The sequence below is a fragment of the Paenibacillus sp. B-A-8 genome, assembly GCF_048572915.1.
Classification (GTDB): domain Bacteria; phylum Bacillota; class Bacilli; order Paenibacillales; family Paenibacillaceae; genus Paenibacillus_AQ.
In genome coordinates, this window is sequence record NZ_CP183882.1 from 2,857,761 (window position 1) to 2,878,141 (window position 20,381).

Annotated in this window: 17 protein-coding genes; 16 read left to right on the top strand and 1 reads right to left on the bottom strand. The window is 45.4% G+C overall.

From position 1 onward, the window contains the following. The first annotated feature begins 5 nt into the window (after positions 1-5). The 5 genes from ACN6MV_RS12365 to ACN6MV_RS12385 all read left to right on the top strand — a co-directional run bounded on the left by ACN6MV_RS12365 (position 6) and on the right by ACN6MV_RS12385 (position 7,934). Positions 6-2,825 carry a calcium-translocating P-type ATPase, SERCA-type gene (locus ACN6MV_RS12365; RefSeq protein WP_339290646.1) on the top strand — a complete coding sequence of 940 codons (2,820 nt, stop codon included), beginning with the start codon at positions 6-8 and terminating at the stop codon, positions 2,823-2,825. Between the two features lie 137 nt (positions 2,826-2,962). Further along, positions 2,963-3,799 carry a diaminopimelate epimerase gene (dapF, locus tag ACN6MV_RS12370; protein WP_419886454.1) on the top strand — a complete coding sequence of 279 codons (837 nt, stop codon included), beginning with the start codon at positions 2,963-2,965 and terminating at the stop codon, positions 3,797-3,799. Between the two features lie 164 nt (positions 3,800-3,963). Further along, complete coding sequence (locus tag ACN6MV_RS12375; RefSeq protein WP_419886749.1) at positions 3,964-5,607, top strand: spore germination protein; 1,644 nt, start codon at positions 3,964-3,966, stop codon at positions 5,605-5,607. Then, complete coding sequence (locus ACN6MV_RS12380) at positions 5,597-6,808, top strand: Ger(x)C family spore germination protein (RefSeq protein WP_419886455.1); 1,212 nt, start codon at positions 5,597-5,599, stop codon at positions 6,806-6,808. The genes ACN6MV_RS12375 and ACN6MV_RS12380 overlap by 11 nt, the downstream gene beginning before the upstream one ends. Positions 6,809-6,827: 19 nt before the next feature. Then, positions 6,828-7,934 carry a GerAB/ArcD/ProY family transporter gene (locus ACN6MV_RS12385; protein WP_419886456.1) on the top strand — a complete coding sequence of 369 codons (1,107 nt, stop codon included), beginning with the start codon at positions 6,828-6,830 and terminating at the stop codon, positions 7,932-7,934. Here the strand turns inward: ACN6MV_RS12385 and ACN6MV_RS12390 are convergent. After that, complete coding sequence (locus ACN6MV_RS12390; RefSeq protein WP_042126868.1) at positions 7,907-8,164, bottom strand: hypothetical protein; 258 nt, start codon at positions 8,162-8,164, stop codon at positions 7,907-7,909. The two genes, ACN6MV_RS12385 and ACN6MV_RS12390, sit on opposite strands and share 28 nt — an antisense overlap. Positions 8,165-8,328: 164 nt before the next feature. Here ACN6MV_RS12390 and ACN6MV_RS12395 point away from each other — a divergent pair, with 164 nt between their 5' ends. The 11 genes from ACN6MV_RS12395 (at position 8,329) to rlmN (ending at position 20,377) form a co-directional block, all read left to right on the top strand. Continuing rightward, the gene (locus ACN6MV_RS12395; RefSeq protein ID WP_339290656.1) at positions 8,329-10,200 is read left to right on the top strand and encodes a bifunctional homocysteine S-methyltransferase/methylenetetrahydrofolate reductase; all 1,872 of its coding nucleotides are present in this window, start codon (positions 8,329-8,331) and stop codon (positions 10,198-10,200) included. 38 nt (positions 10,201-10,238) lie between these two features. Beyond that, positions 10,239-11,132: a YicC/YloC family endoribonuclease gene (locus ACN6MV_RS12400; protein WP_419886457.1), complete on the top strand. Its 894-nt coding sequence runs from the start codon at positions 10,239-10,241 to the stop codon at positions 11,130-11,132. A 48-nt stretch (positions 11,133-11,180) separates the two neighbouring features. Next, positions 11,181-11,441 (top strand): extracellular matrix/biofilm regulator RemA, encoded by a 261-nt coding sequence (remA, locus tag ACN6MV_RS12405; protein WP_006209218.1) that lies wholly within the window; start codon positions 11,181-11,183, stop codon positions 11,439-11,441. 19 nt (positions 11,442-11,460) lie between these two features. Next, positions 11,461-12,030, top strand: a complete 570-nt coding sequence (gene gmk / locus ACN6MV_RS12410; protein WP_042126879.1) for a guanylate kinase — start codon at positions 11,461-11,463, stop codon at positions 12,028-12,030. A 52-nt stretch (positions 12,031-12,082) separates the two neighbouring features. Beyond that, positions 12,083-12,283 (top strand): DNA-directed RNA polymerase subunit omega, encoded by a 201-nt coding sequence (gene rpoZ, locus ACN6MV_RS12415; RefSeq protein WP_036686188.1) that lies wholly within the window; start codon positions 12,083-12,085, stop codon positions 12,281-12,283. Between the two features lie 228 nt (positions 12,284-12,511). Further along, positions 12,512-13,747, top strand: coding sequence for a bifunctional phosphopantothenoylcysteine decarboxylase/phosphopantothenate--cysteine ligase CoaBC (gene coaBC, locus ACN6MV_RS12420; protein WP_419886458.1), 1,236 nt, complete (start codon positions 12,512-12,514; stop codon positions 13,745-13,747). Continuing rightward, positions 13,747-16,278, top strand: coding sequence for a primosomal protein N' (priA, locus tag ACN6MV_RS12425; protein WP_419886459.1), 2,532 nt, complete (start codon positions 13,747-13,749; stop codon positions 16,276-16,278). The genes coaBC and priA overlap by 1 nt, the downstream gene beginning before the upstream one ends. 84 nt (positions 16,279-16,362) lie before the next feature. Next, a complete protein-coding gene (gene def / locus ACN6MV_RS12430) occupies positions 16,363-16,848 on the top strand; it encodes a peptide deformylase (protein WP_042126884.1) in 486 nt (161 codons plus the stop codon). Positions 16,849-16,852: 4 nt separating this feature from the next. Further along, on the top strand, positions 16,853-17,788 hold the full coding sequence (gene fmt / locus ACN6MV_RS12435) for a methionyl-tRNA formyltransferase (RefSeq protein WP_339290663.1): 936 nt from the start codon (positions 16,853-16,855) through the stop codon (positions 17,786-17,788). Next, a complete protein-coding gene (rsmB, locus tag ACN6MV_RS12440; RefSeq protein WP_081954061.1) occupies positions 17,785-19,185 on the top strand; it encodes a 16S rRNA (cytosine(967)-C(5))-methyltransferase RsmB in 1,401 nt (466 codons plus the stop codon). The genes fmt and rsmB overlap by 4 nt, the downstream gene beginning before the upstream one ends. A 151-nt stretch (positions 19,186-19,336) precedes the next feature. Beyond that, positions 19,337-20,377, top strand: coding sequence for a 23S rRNA (adenine(2503)-C(2))-methyltransferase RlmN (gene rlmN / locus ACN6MV_RS12445; RefSeq protein WP_042126887.1), 1,041 nt, complete (start codon positions 19,337-19,339; stop codon positions 20,375-20,377). Positions 20,378-20,381 lie beyond the last annotated feature (4 nt).

Here is a 20,381-nt window from a genome sequence, read left to right on the forward strand (position 1 = left end):
AAGTCATGGAACAAAACAGTTGGCACCGGCTCGGTGCAGAAGAGCTGCAGAAAATGTTCAATGTCCATCCGAGGACGGGCCTCAGTGGAGAGGATGCCGCGGAGCGACGGAAGCAAAATGGGTATAACGAGCTTTCCGAAGGAAAGACCGTATCCCCGTTTACCCTGCTGTTGAACCAGTTTAAGGATTTCATGGTGCTTGTGCTTATGGGTGCGACGCTCGTATCCGGTTTGCTTGGCGAATATTTGGATGCCATCACGATCATCGCGATTATCCTTTTAAACGGAGCCCTTGGGTTTGTTCAAGAGTTCCGCGCCGAACGTTCGCTAAGAGCTTTAAAGCAGCTCTCCGCACCTTCTGCCAAAGTTCTGCGTGGGGGGAACAGCGAGGTTATTCCAGCAAAGATGTTAGTACCAGGTGATATTGTCTTGCTGGAGAGTGGTGATCGAATACCCGCGGATATACGATGGCTGGATTGCAGTTCTCTATATGTGGAGGAATCCGCGCTAACTGGGGAATCGCTGCCTGTCTCGAAGCATTCGGATGTGATCCGCGCGGAGGAGATTCCGCTCGGTGATCAGAAGAATCTTGGATTCATGGGCACAATGGTAACCAGAGGTACTGGTAAAGCTATCGTAATTCGAACGGGTATGGACACAGAGATGGGTAAGATTGCAGACCTGATCCAGAATACAGAATCTCAGGAAACTCCGCTTCAGCATCGTCTCGAGCAGTTAGGGAAAATTTTAATCTATGTATCACTAGGTTTAACTATTGTAGTTGTAGCAGCCGGTATTTTACATGGACAGCCTGCCACAGCAATGTTCTTGGCCGGGGTAAGCTTGGCGGTCGCTGCGATTCCGGAAGGGCTTCCGGCCATTGTGACCATCGCACTTGCGCTGGGCGTGCAGAGGATGATCAAACGAAAGGCCATCGTTCGTAAATTACCTTCAGTGGAAACCTTGGGCTGCGCATCCGTCATCTGTTCGGACAAGACGGGTACATTGACTCAGAATAAAATGACGGTGACCAGATTATGGACGGGCGGACGTGGCCTTGAAGTAACAGGTGAAGGTTATGCTCCGAACGGACAGGTTCTGGAGAAAGGTAAACCGGTAGATCTCAAAAATGATCAAAGTTTAAGACGGATGCTACAGGTGGGTGCCTTGTGCAGTAATGCGGAGATCATCGAGACCTTTCCGACTGAAGTACGGGGTAAGCGTAAAGGGAAGGATAAGGACATCGTAGTTGATAAGTCATCTGACAGCTCATCCATCTGGGAGCTTAAAGGAGATCCGACCGAAGGAGCCCTCGTGGCACTTTCAGGGAAGATGGGTTTGACTGCCCAGACACTAGCAGTAACATATACCCGTGAGAAGGAATTTCCATTCGATTCTGAGCGGAAGTTAATGTCAGTTATCATTGGTCATCCCGGAGGACGGATGGTATGTACGAAAGGTGCGCCTGATATTCTGCTTAATCGCTGTTCATATATGCTCTGGGAGGGCGGTGTTGTGCCTTTAACGCCAACATTGCGGCAGAAAGTACTCGATGCTAATGAGCAAATGGCATCAGGTGCTCTTCGTGTCCTAGGTATGGCTTATCGTGATATTCGTCCAAGTGAAAATATGGACAGTGAAAAGGATGCGGAATCCCAGCTCGTCTTTATCGGATTGGCGGGGATGATTGATCCGCCAAGACGTGAAGTCCGCGATGCCATCAGCGTCACACGTCGAGCAGGAATTAAGACTGTAATGATTACAGGGGACCACGGAACGACTGCAGAGGCCATTGCGCATCAATTAGGAATTCTGCAACGTGGAGGCACGGTACTAACAGGGGCTCAACTAACTCGGATGGATGATGATGAGCTGGATAAAGTATCAGACAATGTGTATGTATTCGCCCGCGTATCTCCTGAGCATAAGCTTCGTATCGTGAAATCCTTGCAGCGTCGTGGTCATGTAGTGGCTATGACCGGGGACGGAGTCAATGACGCTCCAGCCATTAAAGCGGCAGATATAGGAATATCTATGGGGATCACTGGTACAGATGTGACCAAGGAAGCCTCTTCTCTAGTCCTAGGGGACGACAATTTCTCAACCATTGTTGCTGCCATTGAAGAGGGTAGAAACATTTATGAGAACATTCGTAAATTCATTCGATATCTACTAGCATCAAATGTGGGAGAGATCTTGACGATGTTCTTCGCTATGATGCTTGGTCTGCCTCTGCCACTCGTGCCTATCCAAATCTTATGGGTGAATCTGGTGACAGACGGACTGCCAGCGATGGCGCTTGGTGTTGACCAACCCGAAAAGGATTTGATGGAGCATAAACCGCGTGGGGCGAAGGAAAATATTTTTGCCCGCCGTTTAGGGTGGAAGATCATAAGCCGTGGATTCTTAATCGGTTTATGTACGTTAGGTGCATTTTGGCTAACCTTACGTGTGGCACCAGAGAATCCAGCGCAGCTGATTCGAGCTCAGTCCGTAGCTTTTGCGACACTCGTTATGGCGCAGTTGATTCATGTCTTCGATTGCCGCAGTTCACGTTCGGTGTTCCATCGAAATCCGTTTCAGAATAAGTACCTGGTTCTTGCTGTATTGTCATCCGTGATTCTGATGCTGGCTGTGATGTATATTCCGTTTCTACAACCTGTCTTCAAAACAGTGCCGCTTAATTTCCGTGAGTGGTGCCTTGTATTTGTAACAGCGGGGATTCCGACCTTCCTGATGGGCGCTGGCAGTGTTTGGGGTGGAAAACGTAATCGTGGTCGTAGCGGAAGCAATTCGATGATAAAAAGTACAAAAATTTCGGCATAAAGTTAATAGTATTGCTCCATTCCTAAAGGTATACTTGTTGCAGTTAACAGCTCGTATACTTGTGAAGGGCTACATTACACAGAATATTAAGCTTAAGCGATTGCTAACATAACATAACCTTTAGGAGTGGACTTTCAATGGAATTCACAAAAATGCACGGGCTCGGCAATGACTTTATCGTAGTTTTTGGCGAGCAAGAACTACCAAGCAATGCAGCAGAGCTTGCTGTAACCCTATGCAATCGGTTCTTCGGAATTGGCGCGGACGGACTTGTATACATCCTACCGTCTGAACGTGGTGATTACATGATGCGAATTATGAATTCTGATGGTTCGGAGGCGGAGCAGTGCGGAAATGCTATCCGCTGTGTATCTAAATATGTATATGATCATGGCCTGGTAAACTCCGAGCAGATTGTAATTGAAACGATTGGTGCCGGAGAGCAAAAGGTTACCTTGAATGTGAAAGACGGTGTGGTGGAAACTGTAACGGTTGATATGGGCGAACCTATATTGTCCGGTCTTCAAATTCCGGTAGCTATTGATGCAGAACCAGTACTCTCAGAGCCGATTGAATCGGACGGAACCGAATTTAAGTTTACAGCAGTATCAATGGGTAATCCTCATTGCGTTATTTATGTAGACGATGCCGTATCTTTTGATCTTGCGACATGGGGACCTAAGTTAGAAGTACATCCGTTGTTCCCAAGAAAGGTAAACGTCGAGTTCGCAACGGTTCTGGATCGAGGTAGAGTAGATATGCGGGTATGGGAACGTGGGGCTGGACCCACACTTGCTTGTGGGACTGGAGCTTGCGCAACCTTAGTGTCTTCAGTGCTGAATGGCCTGACAGATCGAGCGGCTTGGATTAGTCTAAAGGGTGGCGATCTCTTCATTGAATGGAATGAAGATGATAACCATGTGTATATGACAGGTCCTGCTGAGGTTGCATTCACAGGTAGTGTAGTGCTATAAAAAATAATGATTCGAATCGTATTACTGAATAAAGGGCAATTCAAGAGCTCATTCTTGGATTGCTTTTTTTTGTTTCGACGTTGTGCTGCATTTCAATCCGAATAATGGAAGACCTAACCGAAAATAATAGTCTTAATTATGAGAAAGAGGTGAACTTGCTGAACATGAAAGGATGGAATAAAAGAAATAAGTCCGGCAATGGCCTGCAAGGGAATCCTTCACAGTCAGGCAGACTAACAATAAATCTTACGCAGTCGATAGAACATATAATTACTGAGCTAGGTGATAGTCCTGATCTCAAAATAAGACAGGTAAAGCTAGGTGAACACAGTCCTGTCTATGCAGCGGCTCTTCATCTTAGTGGTTTGGTTCAACCGGAGGCCGTTGACGAATTTATTGTCGGTTCTTTGCTCGGTGTTACTAATGAGATGTTAAACGAGCAAATCCCTACCTCAGGAAATGTGATGGATTTTATACTGAATCGTACCCTAGAAATTGGTGATGCTAAGATACAGGACGAATGGAAAGAAATTCTGCTGGCAATTCTTTCGGGAGATACGGTGATTTTAATTGAGGGATATACCAGTGCGATTGTGTGTGATACCCAAGGCGGGGAGACACGTTCGGTCACTGAGCCTACTTCTCAGCTTGTTGTTCGGGGACCCAAGGACAGCTTTGTGGAATCGCTTGCCACGAATATTTCCTTAATCCGTCGAAGACTAAAAACTCCTAATTTAAGATTGGAGTATATGAGAATTGGTGAGGTATCTCAGACGATTGTGGCGTTGATGTTCATTAAAGGCATTGTTGACGAAAAGCTGGTCGATGAAGTGAGGAAACGGCTGGGAGAGATTAAGATCGATGCGATTCTGGAATCCGGTTATATCGAAGAGCTGATTCAGGATAAAACCTTCACTCCATTTCCAACAATCAATAACAGTGAGCGACCAGATGTCGCGGCGTCAAATCTTTTAGAGGGAAGAATAGTACTTGTTGTAGATGGAACTCCCTTTATATTGATTTTGCCGGCCGTTTTCACACTTTTTTTTCAATCCTCATCGGATTATGCTGAAAGGTTCGATATCTCATTTTTTATGCTGCTTATCCGGTATATCAGCTTTATAGTTCTAATCTTGGGACCTTCTATCTATATAGCATTAACCACGTTTCACTATGAAATGATCCCAACAACCTTATTAATCAACCTGTTATCGCAACGAGAAAATGTTCCATTTCCGGCTTTTGTGGAGGCCATATTAATGGAGGGGGCGTTTGAAATTATCAGAGAAGCTGGAGTGCGAATGCCCCGTGCGGTGGGGCAAACCGTATCCGTTGTGGGTGCTTTGATTCTGGGGCAGGCTGTGGTAGAGGCTGGGATCATCACGCCGGTTATGGTTATTGTTGTGGCACTAACAGGTATTGCGAGTTTTGCAATTCCCTCCTATAACATGGCGATTTCAGGGCGGATTATTCGATTTGCTTTTTTGATACTTGCAGGTATGTTTGGATTTTACGGCATTACACTTGGCTTAATCGTACTGGTTGCACATATGAACAGTCTGCGTTCATTTGGTATCCCTTACTTGTCACCCGTAGTTCCTCTATCGGTGAAGAGGCAAAAAGATACCTTTTTAAGGTTACCTGTATGGGTTCATAATAAGGGACGTTCTACTTCTCCCGGTGAACACGGGGATAGTCCGGCGGGTGAGAAAATTAACACTGGACATGAAGCTAACCTTTCACCTGTCATCAATGGGATAGACGATGGTGGGGGTTCTAATAAGAAAGGAGCTTCTGATGAAAGTTAAAGGGAATGTTCTAATTCGTTCTGTGTGTCCTCTTATACTGCTTCTCGTGCTCACTGGCTGCTGGGACAGCGTTGAATTAAACAGAAGAGCGATTGTTACAGGTGTGGCCGTTGATAGAGGCTCTACAGAGGAGGAAAAATATGTCCTTACCTTTCAAGTCATTATTGCAGACGAAATTTCAGGAGAAAATGCCAGAGGGACCTCACCTGTTGCAGTTTATAAAGGCAAAGGACGCAGCATGTTTGAAGCATTGGCTGACGGCTCCCGTCAGACCGCCCGCTTTTTGTCACTTGGTCATATTCGAGTAGTCGTAATTTCGGAAAAATTTGCCCGTGAAGGAATCAAGGACATTATGGATGTATTGGAAAGAGAAAGTGAAACGAGATTAACCAGTCTTCTCTTTATATCTAAGAGACAACCAGCAAGCGACAGTATGACTACCATGACTGTTTTCGGAAGAATTCCAGCAAATGATTTGGTGGAAAAGCTTGAGACGACCTCCAAACAGTTTGGCTACAATTACCAAATGGAGGTTGATGATGTCGTACGCGGGATTCAAATTCCTGGTGGGGGACCGATGATTAATGGGGTTGAAGTTACTGGTGATGTGGAGCGAAGAGACTCGAATGAAAATATTAAAACGATCAAACCGAAGGCTGCGCTGCGGGTTACAGAGCTGGCTGTTTTTAAAGATGACAAGCTGATCGGGTGGCTACACGGAAATCAAGCCATTGGGTCTGCCCTTTTAAAAAATAAAATCACACAAGTGCCTGCAGTAGTTGCTATCGGTAAGAACGATTATGTGTCTTTTAATGTGTATCTATCGCAGGTTCAAATCAAGGTGAATGCAAAAGATGCAGAGCATCCGGTATTTACCATAAATATAACTCAACAAGCAGGTTTAAAAGAGTCGCCTAATAATTTGAATCTAAGGGACCCCAATGTGTTAAATGATCTGTCCAGGCTTATGGAGAAGCATACACGAGATCAAGTATGGGAAGCGATAAATGAATCAAGAGCGCTAAAGAGTGACTATTTGGGTTTTGGAGAAGTGGTAGAACGTGAGAATCCACGTGGATGGAAAAAAGTCAAAGATCATTGGGAGGATATATTTGCGACCTGTGAGATTAAGATTGATGAGGATGTCGTGATTAGGCATACCGATATGCGAAGCGATTCTTTTCAGGTCAATAAGAAATAACGTTTAAGGAGGAGCGGGTATGAATAAAGGCAGTATAAAAATTGGTGTATTCCAAATCTTCTCCTTAACATTGTTGTTCGAGCTTGGGACAGCTTTGGTGGTGAATCTAGGGATGGAAGCGGGAAAAGATGCATGGATTTCCATTATGATCGGTGATTTTATTGGAGTGGCTGTTTTCGCGGGATATACCTTTCTCTATCGAAAGTTTCCTGATTTACCGCTAACGGCTTATGTCCGAAAGGTACTAGGCAGATATTTGGGATCCGTAATAGCGTTAGGTTACATCATCCTATTTCTGAATTTAGCGGGAAGGGATTTGCGAGATGGCAGCACCATGCTTGTTATGGCAACCATGCATCGGACTCCGTTATTCATTATAGCCATGCTGATGGTCTTATCAAGCGCTTATGTATTGCATAAGGGTATAGAGGTATTAGCCAGAACTTCGATGGTTTTCTTAACGCTTGTATTAATGATAGGTCTTTTTTGCTCGATGATGCTGATGTTTTCGGGTTCAATTAATCTCCATTTTCTTCAGCCCGTTTTCGAGAATGGATTCGAGCCCATCCTCGCCTCTGTAGTCAAACAAAATTATATGTTTCCTTTTGGTGAAATGGTCTGTTTTACTATGCTGATGCCTTATCTTGATAACGCAAAAAAAGGGCCCTGGATCATTGCAACGGGTATATTTGTATCAGGTATACTATTGAGTCTGACTATGGTCTTAAACATATCTGTTCTTGGATCTGATATTGTTAAAAGATCGCTACTTCCGCTGATGCCTACGATTAGTAAGATTTCTATTTCTGATTTTGTTCAACGGCTAGATATTTTAGTTGTTATGGTGCTTATCATTGGTGTTTTTTTTAAAATGGCAGTTTTTTTTGCAGCAGCCCTGATCGGTATATCAGAGTTATTTAAAATTCCTTATCGGAGGATGGTCTATCCGACAGCTTTGATTATCTTGTTTAGTTCTATGCTGGATGCACGAAGCTTCACCGAGCATATAGATGAGGGTGGAAAACTGCTGTATACGGTGTATCCCTTCTTTATGGTGTTAATCCCGCTGATCCTTATCCTTGTTACAGCGTTAAAGAGTCACTTTTCAGCTCCGCGTTCAGGTTGACGTCCGGTCTTCCAGGCCAGAATATCAGGACCAAGCAGACATAACAGCAAGATGATGGCCGCGGTTTTCTCAGAGGCAGTGTATAGTAAGTAATTTAGAATGTACTGGATGTTACCCACTCCATAACCAAATAGCCAATCCCCCAAATACAGATATGATAAACACAAAATGCTTAAGAGTAGGATAATTGCGTATTTTCGGATCAGAAGTTTTCTGGTTTTTTTCTTCACTGGATTTGCTCCTTTTCGCTAATTTAACGTTAGTATGAAGCTTTTAATACCCGATCATGCATACCCGGACCGGGTGTCTGATTGCTTTTCTTTTGAAAGCTTATCATCCATACCGATTTATGATACATTAGTATGAAACTAATGAGTCAGGGGAGGATTTTGCAGTGAAGCCGGATCTACGTTCCGCATGGGGAAACAAAGTATTGGTCGGAGACGGAGCGATGGGTACCTATTTATATCAGAAGGGTTTCCCTGTCGGCATTTCCTACGAAGAATTAAATTTGACCTCTCCAGGGGTTATCGAAGATGTACATCGCAGCTATATAGATGCAGGGGCAGTGCTGCTAGAAAGCAACACCTTCTCAGCGAATTTTGACAGGCTGTCCAAATATGGTTTGGAGTCCAAGGTTGAAGAAATTAATCGTGCCGGAGTAAGAATCGCTCGTAAAGCTGCTGGAGATACTGGTTATGTATTAGGTGCTGTAGGCTCCATTCGCGCCGGTAAGCGTGCAAATCTCTCATCAACAGAGTTGAAGAAGTATTTTACGCAGCAGATCACAGCATTGTTAGAAGAAGAAGTAGACGGTATTATGCTAGAAACCTTCTACGATGTCGAGGAACTTCACCTTGCACTAAGAACTGTACGTAAACATAGTACTCTCCCAGTCATTTGCCAATTTGCTGTCGATGAATCAGCTCGTACGTTGGATGGACTGACGCTGCCAGAGGCTTTTCGCATTCTTGAAGGTGACGGAGCAGATATCATCGGATTTAACTGTAATACGGGTCCAAATGGAATTAAGAGAGCGCTGAAAGCTTTACAGGGCAATCTGGTTCTACCGACCTCGGTCTATCCCAATGCAGGTGTTGCCGATTATGTAGACGGAGAATACCGGTATGGGGCTTCACCGGAATATTTCGGGCAGATGGCAGTAACTTTTGCAGAAATGGGTTGCAGAATTATCGGCGGCTGCTGTGGTACTACACCGCAGCATATTGCTGAAATTTCTTCCGCATTAAAAGGTTACGAACCTCAGCCACTTCCAAAACCGTCGCTTGTGACGGTGGAACGTGTATCGCTGCAAGAGCATTTTGGCGAAGATGAGGGAAGAGATGGCAGAGAGCCGAACCTGGTTGATCTAGTAAAAGAACGCCATACGGTTATCGTTGAGCTGGATCCTCCCCGTGATTTGGATATCGCCAAGTTTATGCAGGGTGCAGAAGCGCTGAGAAGAGCGGGTGCGGATGCGTTGACACTCGCCGATAACTCACTGGCTGTTACACGGATGAGCAATATGGCTTTAGGCCATTTGGTGCACGCTAAAACTGGACTTCGTCCACTGGTGCATGTTGCTTGTCGGGACCGTAATCTGATCGGTACTCAATCGCATTTGATGGGTTTTGATGCGCTTGGCATTGATCATGTGTTGGCGGTGACTGGAGACCCCGCCAAATTCGGAGATCTTCCTGGCTCAAGTTCGGTTTATGATTTAACCTCTTTTGAGATTATTCGAATGATTAAGCAATTGAATGATGGCATTTCCTTCTCGGGTAAACCTTTGAAGCAGAAAGCGAATTTTGTAATCGGTGCTGCCTTTAACCCGAATGTTAAACATTTAGATAAGGCTGTACAGCGACTGGAGAAGAAAATTGCCTCTGGTGCGGATTATATTATGACCCAGCCTGTCTATGATCAGGAACTTATCGTGAAGATCGCAGAGGCCACTGCACATCTGGAAATCCCCGTGTTTATTGGTGTGATGCCACTGGCTAGTGGACGTAATGCAGAGTTCCTTCATAATGAGGTTCCAGGCATCCAGCTTACCGATGAAGTCCGGAATCGTATGAAAGGACTTGAAGGGGAAGCAGGAAGAGCTGAAGGTGTCGCCATCGCTAAGGAGCTGTTAGATGTTGCTACAGCTCATTTCAATGGGATCTATTTGATGACACCGTTCATGTTCTATGATATGAGTGCACAGCTGATGGAGTATGTATGGGAGAAATCAGGACGTAAATTATCCCCCTTGTTTCGCTAGTAATAATCAATTACAATAGTGTAATGGATGTGATTCCGTTGTCATTTAGCATGACCGGATACGGTCAATCGTCCCTGCAATTCGGCGGCTACAAGATTATGTTCGAAGTGAAATCGGTGAATCACCGGTACTGCGAAGTTGTACTGCGGATGCCCCGGGATTGGACGGGTTATGAGGATGTGCTGAGAAGAAAGGTTCAACAGCACGTCAAACGGGGAAGGATAGATGTTACCATCAATAGAGAGCATGATGAGTCGTCTTCCGGACCGGTTCTGAATCGCTCTGCTGTCATGACTTATCTTAAGGCAGCAGATCAGCTTAAGAACGAGTATGGTTTGTCCGGTGAGTTGACTCTTCGTGATATAATTTCTATACCCGGTATTATGGAAAGCAAAGATGAGGCTGCGGGTGCCGTGTCCGCGGCCTTAGAAGACTACTCTGAAATGTTGGAGACGGGACTTGAGCAGAGTTTGCAGTCTCTGCTGGAGATGCGTGCCCGTGAAGGCAGTTTTCTAGTCGCTGATCTTGAACAGCGTCTCACCTATCTTGAGACCATGCATGCTGAAATGGTTGAACTTGCTCCTTTTGTAGTCATTGAATATCGTGACAAGCTACGTCACCGATTGAATGAGCTGAATGATGGGACGTTCGCTTTTGATGAGCATAAATTCGGGATGGAAATCGCTATTTTTGCTGATCGCTGTAATATTGATGAAGAGTTGACCCGGTTGTATAGTCATTTCGAACAATGCAGAACCCTCCTGAAGGGGAAAGGGCCGGTAGGACGCAAGCTGGATTTTCTCATTCAGGAGATGAACCGGGAGACGAATACAATCGGGTCGAAATGCAATCATTTAACTCTCGTGGGTCTTGTGCTAGACATGAAAGCAGAGCTAGAGAAGATTCGCGAACAAGCGGCAAACATAGAGTAACCGGGAACAGGTAATAGCATAGAACTTTATGGGGGGAACTACCGGAACATGGCAATTAAACTTATCAACATTGGCTTTGGGAATATTGTGTCCGCCAATCGCATTATTTCCATCGTCAGTCCGGAATCTGCACCAATCAAACGTATTATCCAGGAGGCTCGTGATCGACATATGTTGATCGACGCCACCTATGGCCGACGGACTCGTGCCGTAATCATTACAGATAGTGATCATGTCATTTTGTCGGCTGTACAGCCGGAGACTGTGGCGCATCGCTTATCCAGTAAAGATGACGACAACGACGAATAACAACTAAATGGAGTGTATTATGTCAAAAGGATTGCTCATCATATTATCCGGACCTTCCGGCGTAGGTAAAGGTACTGTATGTACTGCGCTACGTCCGAAGATGCCCGAACTTGTCTACTCAGTATCAGCTACTACTCGTAGTCCGCGTGCGGGTGAGGAAGACGGTGTGAACTATTTTTTCAAAAGCAAAGAGCAGTTTGCGGCTATGATAGAAGCCGATCAACTGCTTGAATATGCGGAGTACGTAGGTAATTTTTACGGTACTCCACGTGATTTTGTAGAGAGAACTCTCAATAGCGGCAAAGACATTATTCTCGAAATTGAGGTTCAGGGAGCTCTCAAAGTCAAAGAGAAATTTCCTGAAGGTATTTTTGTGTTCCTTCTTCCACCTTCTATGGACGAGTTGAAGGACCGCATACGCGGACGGGGTACGGAACATCCAGATGTGATCGATCACCGCATGACCGTAGCGGAGGATGAGATAAATCTAATGCAGCATTATGATTATGCTGTTGTGAATGATGAGATTGATCTGGCTTGTAAGAGAATAGAAAGCATTATTATCGCCGAACATTGTAAGGTCAGATAATGTATACTGAAAGATTGAATGTATTACCAGTAAACTATGAAGAGGTGTCCCTGTGCTATATCCATCCATTGATGAAATGATGACCAAGGTTGACAGTAAGTATTCGCTCGTTGTAGCCGCAGCACGTCGTGCTAGACAATTGCGTGAGGGTGGTAAGACAGATGTGAAGAACCCTAGATCGCATAAATTCGTTGGTGTTGCTCTTGAAGAAATTTACGAAGATCGCATTACGCTTACCCGCGGTGAAGAGTAGTCGCAAGCCTATTTAGATATTCCCTTTTGTAGAAACGGATACCGCCTAGTTGTAATTAGGCGATGCCGTTTCTTCTTGGGTTATGGAGCATTTATGGGTCTTTAATGAATGATGATAGCCCAAAACCGGGCTGTTTCTGACAACCGGAAGGTTGTTATTTTTTTCTCAAAATATAAGAAGTAAAGTAATAGATCATTCGTTGTAAGAGTAGGGAACAGGGGGGAGATCATGTTGAAGAGCTTGAAGGGGAAGACTATTTTACTTGGGATTACAGGAGGTATTGCGGCCTACAAAGCAGCGTCCCTGACCAGTAAGCTTGTCCAAAAAGGAGCCGAGGTTCATGTCATTATGACAGCATCGGCAAAGCAGTTCATTACAGAATTAACTCTACAGTCACTGTCGAAGCAACGAGTTTATAGTGATACATTTCAGGAACGTGACCCATCTTCCATCTCGCATATTGATTTGGCCGATTCAGCGGATCTTGTAATAGTAGCGCCAGCAACTGCGAATATGATTGCCAAGATGGCGCATGGAATTGCGGATGATATGTTATCTACTACGTTACTCGCTACTACTGCACCTGTAATGGTGGCACCAGCTATGAATGTCCATATGTATCAGCATCCCGCTGTACTTAGCAATTTGGATACCCTCGCTAAACGTGGTATTCAGTTTATTGAGCCTGGGGAAGGTCTGCTGGCATGCGGTTACGTAGGTAAAGGCCGTTTAGAGGAGCCTGAGACAATCGTAAGTTATGTGGAGGATTTTTTTGCATTGCAAGAAAGTGCGAAGTCTAGTCCACTCAAGGGTAAAAAGATTGTCATCACAGCTGGCGGTACAGTAGAACGGATTGATCCGGTTCGCTATATCTCCAATGATTCCTCTGGTAAAATGGGGTTTGCTGTGGCACGTGCTGCACGTGCTATGGGGGCAGAGGTGACCATGATTGCTGCGCGAACAGATGAAGCGCCTCCGCAGGACCCGGATATTTCTGTTATTCGTGTTCAATCCGCACAAGAAATGTATGAAGCAGTTACTGCCCAGTGGGATAGCTGCGATATCATGATTAAGGCAGCGGCTGTATCGGATTACCGTCCGAAGCATAGCGAGCAATCCAAAATTAAAAAAAGTGGAGATACGCTGACTCTTGAGCTTATAAAAACAACGGATATCCTCGAAACGCTAGGTAAGAACAAGGATAAGCAGTTCTTGATCGGTTTTGCAGCGGAGACGGGAAACACTGAATTTTATGCAAAGGACAAGCTGGTCCGAAAAAACTGCGATCTCATCGTTGCTAACAACGTAGCGGCTGCAGGAGCCGGATTTGGATCGGATACGAATATTGTATCGATTTATGATGCAGATGGATTGGTGCTTGAATTGCCACAATTGTCTAAGGATGAGGTCGCACGCCGTTTGCTGACACTCGTGGCAGAGCGCATTTCTGGAGCTTCATTATAATGGATATTGCCAAGGTCATTGTGGATGTGCCTGTACGCAGCACTGACCGGCCATTTGATTATAGTATTCCAGAATCACTGAAATTATGGATTGAAGTGGGCAGCCGAGTAGCAGTCCCGTTTGGACACCGTACGGTGCAAGGGTTTGTTGTTTCGTTAGAGTCAGGAGAAACAGTAGTGAATCCTGCGCTTAAGCCTATTCAAGAAGTACTTGATCTGCTTCCACCGTTATCCCCTGAATTAGTTGAGTTAGCAGACTGGATGAGTAAAAGATATGCCTGCAGACGAATTTCTGCCCTTCAAGCGATGCTGCCCACCGCTCTTAAGGGGAAGGCAGAACGACTGATTTCATTAGGAGTTGAGGAAGAAGAGACAGCATTCCCTGATGATGAATTATTCCCTATGTTTGCTGAGACAGAGAATGAGGAACGACTAATCACTGAATTTATTGGACGTAATGGCGAAGTTTCCATGAAGCAACTTACCCGTGCGTTTCCGGAGGCTGCGGAAACGGTGAAGTTCATGCTGCGGCGCGGAGTTCTTGTAGAGAGCCAATCAATCAAAGATAAGATGGGCAAGAAAAAGCTGAAAGCGGTAGATCTGGCGATAGGCATTACGGCTGCGCGTGAGGCGCTGAGTAAGTTTCCTAAAAAATCTGCGCGACAGAAGGAAGTGCTAAGCTTTCTAATCGAAAGAGAAGCTACACTCCCTATGGCGCTTAAGGAAGTCTTGTCAGCCCTTCAAGTTACGGCAAGTACGGTAAAGGGTTTAGAGGAAAAAGGCTTCATCGAAATCAGCGAGATTGAAGTCTATCGCGACCCTTATCAAGGACGTGACTTTAAGCCTACTACGCCTCTGCCACTTACAGCAGAGCAAGAGATTGTATACACTCGAATTTCACGAACACTAGAAGAGCAACTACATGAAGTATTTCTGGTACATGGCGTTACGGGGAGCGGTAAGACAGAAATCTACTTGCAATGTATCAAACGTTGCTTGGATCAGGGCAGACAGGCCGTAGTGCTCGTTCCAGAAATTGCATTAACACCCCAGATGGTGGAACGTTTTAAAGGGCGTTTTGGAAGTGGTGTTGCGGTAATGCATAGCCGATTGTCTGTAGGTGAGCGTTACGATGAGTGGCGCAAAATCCGCGAAGGAAAGGCTACGGTTGCCGTTGGTGCCCGATCAGCAGTGTTTGCTCCGTTCTCTAACCTGGGTTTGATTATTATGGATGAAGAACATGAGACCTCATATAAGCAGGAGGAAAATCCGAAATATCATGCCCGTGATGCTGCGATTCGCAGAGCTGAGCAGTGTGGGGCAGCCGTGATTTTAGGCTCCGCCACGCCTTCGTTAGAAAGCTATCATGCGGCCAGAGCACAGAGTGATATTCATTTTTCACCAGTACTTTTAGAAATGCCTACTCGCGCACTTGGCAACGAGCTTCCCAAGGTGAATGTAGTGGATATGCGGGAAGAGCTTAAAGAAGGTAATCGCTCCATGTTTAGTCGGAAGCTTCATTCTGCACTGGCTGAAAGACTGGAACGTGGAGAACAGACGGTGTTATTGCTTAACCGCAGAGGGTTCTCAACGTTTGTCATGTGTCGAAGTTGCGGATATGTGGCAGGTTGCCCGGAGTGTGATATTTCGTTAACGTATCATAGCCGTAGTGACAATTTGCGTTGTCATTATTGTGGTCATGCCGAGCCAGCACCTAAGCTTTGTCCAGAGTGTGGAAGTGAGCATATCCGATTCTTCGGAACGGGAACTCAGCGAGTGGAAGAAGAGCTTGGCAAGTTGTTTCCTGGTATACGTGTGATTCGTATGGATGTGGATACAACGACAGAAAAGGGCTCGCATGAGAAATTACTCAACCAATTCAGAGACAAAAAAGCGGATGTTCTGCTAGGCACACAGATGGTAGCGAAGGGATTGGATTTTCCCGACGTAACTCTTGTTGGTGTAATAACTGCAGATTCAGCGTTAAACTTGCCCGATTTTCGTGCAGCGGAAAAGACCTTCCAATTGCTTACACAAGTTGCTGGAAGAGCAGGCCGGCATCAGCTTCCGGGTGAGGTAGTTGTTCAGTCCTATACACCGGAGCATTATTCTATTGTTCATGCTAGCGGTCATGACTATCTCTCTTTTGTAAGGGAGGAGTTAAAGCATCGTAGAGGGTTACATTATCCACCTTATTGCAGATTGATACTCGTTACATTATCCCATGAGCAATTACCGCTATTACTCCGGATGGCAGAGAATTACGCTATGAATCTTCAGGGGAAGGCCAGACAGCTTAGATGGTATGGGAGTCTGGATAAGTTAACTACCGATGTACTCGATCTGTTAGGTCCAGTAGCTTCACCAATCCCTCGCTTGAAGGGTAGATATAGATTCCAGTGTATGATAAAATGGCGCGGCGCCATCGATGTGATTGGGCTTGTTCGGCAAGTGGCTGAGGAGTTGGAGGATTCTGTTCGGGATACAGGGCTCCAAATCAGCATTGATGTAGATCCGCAAATGTTGATGTAAATCGTTATCATGTTACAATGTAAAAAAAGAGCTAGATCAATAAACTCTAAATATAGAGATGTACAGAACGGGAAGGTGTTTGTAATGGCGATACGTATGATCGTTAAGGAACCGGATGAAGTGTTGCACAAAATAGCAAAAGAAGTAACTGTAGTTACACCTAATGTCAAAAAATTGTTAGATGATATGGCTGATACGATGTATGACGCTGAAGGTGTAGGGCTGGCAGCTCCACAAGTTGGTATTTTGAAGCGCCTAATTGTGGTGGATGCAGATGAAGAGCACGGGCTGATCAAAATGATTAATCCGGAAATCATCGGTACAGAAGGGGAGCAGCTAGGACCTGAAGGATGTCTTAGTATTCCCGGATTGAATGGTGATGTACGCCGTGCAGAGACAGTCACCGTACGTGGTCTTAATCGTGAGGGAAAAGAAATTACCATTACCGGCAGTGGTTTACTTGCTCGGGCTTTTCAACATGAGATTGACCATCTGAACGGAGTACTGTTTACAGATATCGCTGAAAAAGTATACGAGATGACAGCTGAACGCAATGAGACTGAGGAGTGAGGATATGAAGATTGTATTCATGGGAACCCCAGCCTTTGCGGTACCAAGCTTGCAAATGCTGATGGATGAAGGCTACGAAGTTGTAGCAGTCGTCACCCAACCAGATCGACCGCAAGGACGTAAAAAGATCTTGGCTCCTTCACCAGTTAAAGAAGCCGCATTATCTCTTGGTTTACCTGTGCTCCAGCCTGAACGGATGCGCAAACCTGAGGCTGTTGCAGAGTTAGCTGCATATGAGCCTGACCTGATTGTTACAGCTGCTTATGGTCAAATTTTGCCTAAAGCTGTATTGGATTTGCCGCGTAATGGTTGTGTGAATGTTCATGGTTCATTGCTTCCTAAATACCGGGGGGGCGCACCGATTCAACGTAGTATCATTAACGGTGAGAAGGTTACCGGCGTTACTTTGATGTATATGGCTGAAGGACTTGACACTGGAGATATGATCTCGCGCGTCGAGGTGGCTATCGAGGATGAGGATACTTCCGGCACGATGTTCGAGAAGCTGAGCCTTGCTGGACGTGATCTCTTGAAGTCTGAAATGCCGCGATTAGTAAACGGTCGTGTTCAAGCTACCCCGCAAGACGATAGTCAAGCAACCTTCGCACCCAACCTAAATCGTGAGGATGAGCGTTTGGATTGGAACGCTGGTTCTCGTGATAGCTATAATAGAATCCGTGGGCTGGTTCCTTTTTCAGGTGCGTTTACACTCTGGAATGGAGAGACCTTTAAAGTTTGGTCTTCAAAAATTCCCGCTGAACAGAAATCAACTGACAGCGCGCCAGGAACGGTGCTTTCGGTTACTGAACAAGGTGTCGAGGTTAAGACTGGAGACGGAAGTCTGCTGCTAACTACTGTTCAGCCTGCTGGTAAGAAAGCTATGAGTGCTGCGGACTTTAGCCGTGGCGGTGTCATGAAACCAGGGACGGTGCTAGGTTGAGCGCGGGCGGTAAAAAGGGCGGTGCCGGAAACAAAGGTAAAGCTAATACAGCCTCTGCCCGGGATATCGCACTCGATATTCTGGTAAAGGTCGAACAGCAAGGTGCATACAGCAACCTACTCTTGAACAGCAGTCTGCAGAAGTCTGCTCTTAGCAGAGAAGATGCTGGACTAGTTACTGAGCTTGTCTATGGCACCATCTCTCGTATGAACACACTTGATTATGTGCTAGAGGAATTTGTTAGCAAAGGGATCGCTAAATTGCAGCCCTGGGTGCGTAATTTATTGCGACTAAGCTTATATCAAATTATGTATCTGGACCGCATACCGTCTCATGCAGCTGTAAACGAGGCTGTTAATATAGCTAAGAAAAAGGGCCATCAAGGAATCTCGGGTATGGTTAATGGCGTGCTTCGTAGTGTGCTTCGCGCTGGAGATCTACCGGTTATACCTGATGAATTGAGCCCGGCGAAACGGATATCCATTCAGTATTCCCATCCTTTATGGTTAGTGGAGCGCTGGATTACCGAGTATGGTGTTGATACTGCGGAAGCTATTTGCACTGCTAATAATGAGCCACCTGCTGTTAGTGTACGTGTAAATACAACGATGATTAGCCGTGAAGCGCTACTGAGTCAGATGGTTGAACAAGGTCTGCAAGCTTCTGCTTCTGAAGTTAGTCCATATGGTATTGTTGTAAAAGGCGGCGGTAATCTCGCTCTTTCTTCTTGGTATCGGGATGGATTTATATCTGTTCAGGATGAAAGCTCCATGCTTGTAGCTGAAGCTGTTGCACCTGAGCCTGGAATGCGAGTTCTTGATTGCTGTGCCGCACCCGGGGGCAAAACAGCGCATATGGGCGAGCTGATGAAAGATGAAGGGTCTATTCTTGCTAACGATCTGCATCCGCATAAAGCTAAGCTTATCTCGGATCAAGCTGCGCGACTAGGTCTCGAAAGTGTAGTAACAGGCAGTGCAGATGCGCTGGAGCTAGAGCATACCTTAGAGCATCATTCCTTCGATAGAATTCTATTGGACGCTCCTTGCTCTGGGCTTGGGGTAATCCGGCGTAAGCCAGATCTCAAATGGCGTAAGCAGCCTGAGGACGTTACAAGCGTAGCGTCACTACAAGGTCAGCTCCTGCAGTCGGTCTCCAAACTGTTGAAGCCGGGTGGGGTTCTGGTTTATAGTACCTGTACGACTGAACAAGCGGAAAACCGTGAAGTTGTAGCTGCCTTTTTGAAGCAGAATCCTGATTTCACTTCTATAACGTTTGCTTCCCCGTTATGGGATAGATTGGAAGGTACTGCGCTGGCTGAAGGTGAGGGAATTCAATTATTGCCGCATCACTATGGCAGCGACGGATTCTATATCTCTAAGCTTCAAAGAGTCTTGTAATATAGTGAATTTACTGACAATTGTTGTATCTTTTGCCCGCCGGGCTACCGTACGGCGGGCTATTTCTTTTACCGTCTCTGAAATTTGTGTTAAAATAGGAAGAATGAGAAATAATACGCATATCCTTATGAAAGAACAGGTGCTAATAATAATGAAACCTTTAATATATGATTTTTCTTTAGAAGAGTTACAGCAGTGGGCGAAAGATAACGGTGAGCCTGCTTTTCGTGGTGGACAGATTTTTGATTGGTTGTATGTAAAACGTGTAAGTGACTTCGAAGCCATGAGCAATTTGTCTAAAGGACTTCGTCAGAAGCTTAATGATCAATTCTCCATTGCAGCGCTCACTGAGATTACTAAAATGGAATCGAAAGATGGAACAGTAAAATTCCTGTTTGGATTGCATGATGATCATGCGATTGAGACAGTTATCATGAAACATAATTACGGTAATAGCGTCTGTGTAACTACCCAAGTAGGCTGCCGAATCGGTTGTACATTCTGCGCCTCTACGCTTGGTGGATTGAAGAGAGATTTGACTGCAGGTGAAATTGTAGCCCAAGTGGTACGTTCTCAACAGATCTTGGATGCACGCGGCGAACGTGTCAGCAGTATTGTTATCATGGGTACTGGTGAGCCGTTTGAGAACTATGATGCAACCATGAGATTCTTGCGTCTTATGATTCATGAGAAAGGCCTGAATATCGGACAACGGCATATTACTGTTTCCACTAGCGGTATTGTGCCGAGCATTTATAAATTTGCAGAAGAAGATACACAGATAAATTTGGCAATTTCGATTCATGCACCTAACGATAAACTTCGTTCAAAGCTAATGCCGGTTAACCGCCGCTTTCCGTTTGATGATGTGATTGAATCTTTACGTTATTATCAAGCTAAGACGGGACGACGTGTCAGCTTTGAGTATGCTTTGATCGGTGGGGTGAATGATCAGCCGGAGCATGCTGAGGAATTAGCAGGTGTGCTTAAAAACATGCTGTGCCACGTTAATTTGATTCCAGTAAACCACGTGCCAGAGCGGAAATATGTACGTACTTCACGCAATGATATCTTTGAGTTTCAACGTATTTTGGCTGACAACGGTGTGAATGTTACCATTCGCCGTGAGCAAGGCCATGATATCGCGGCCGCATGCGGACAGCTGCGCGCCAAACATATGGAGTTGGGGTGAGGAT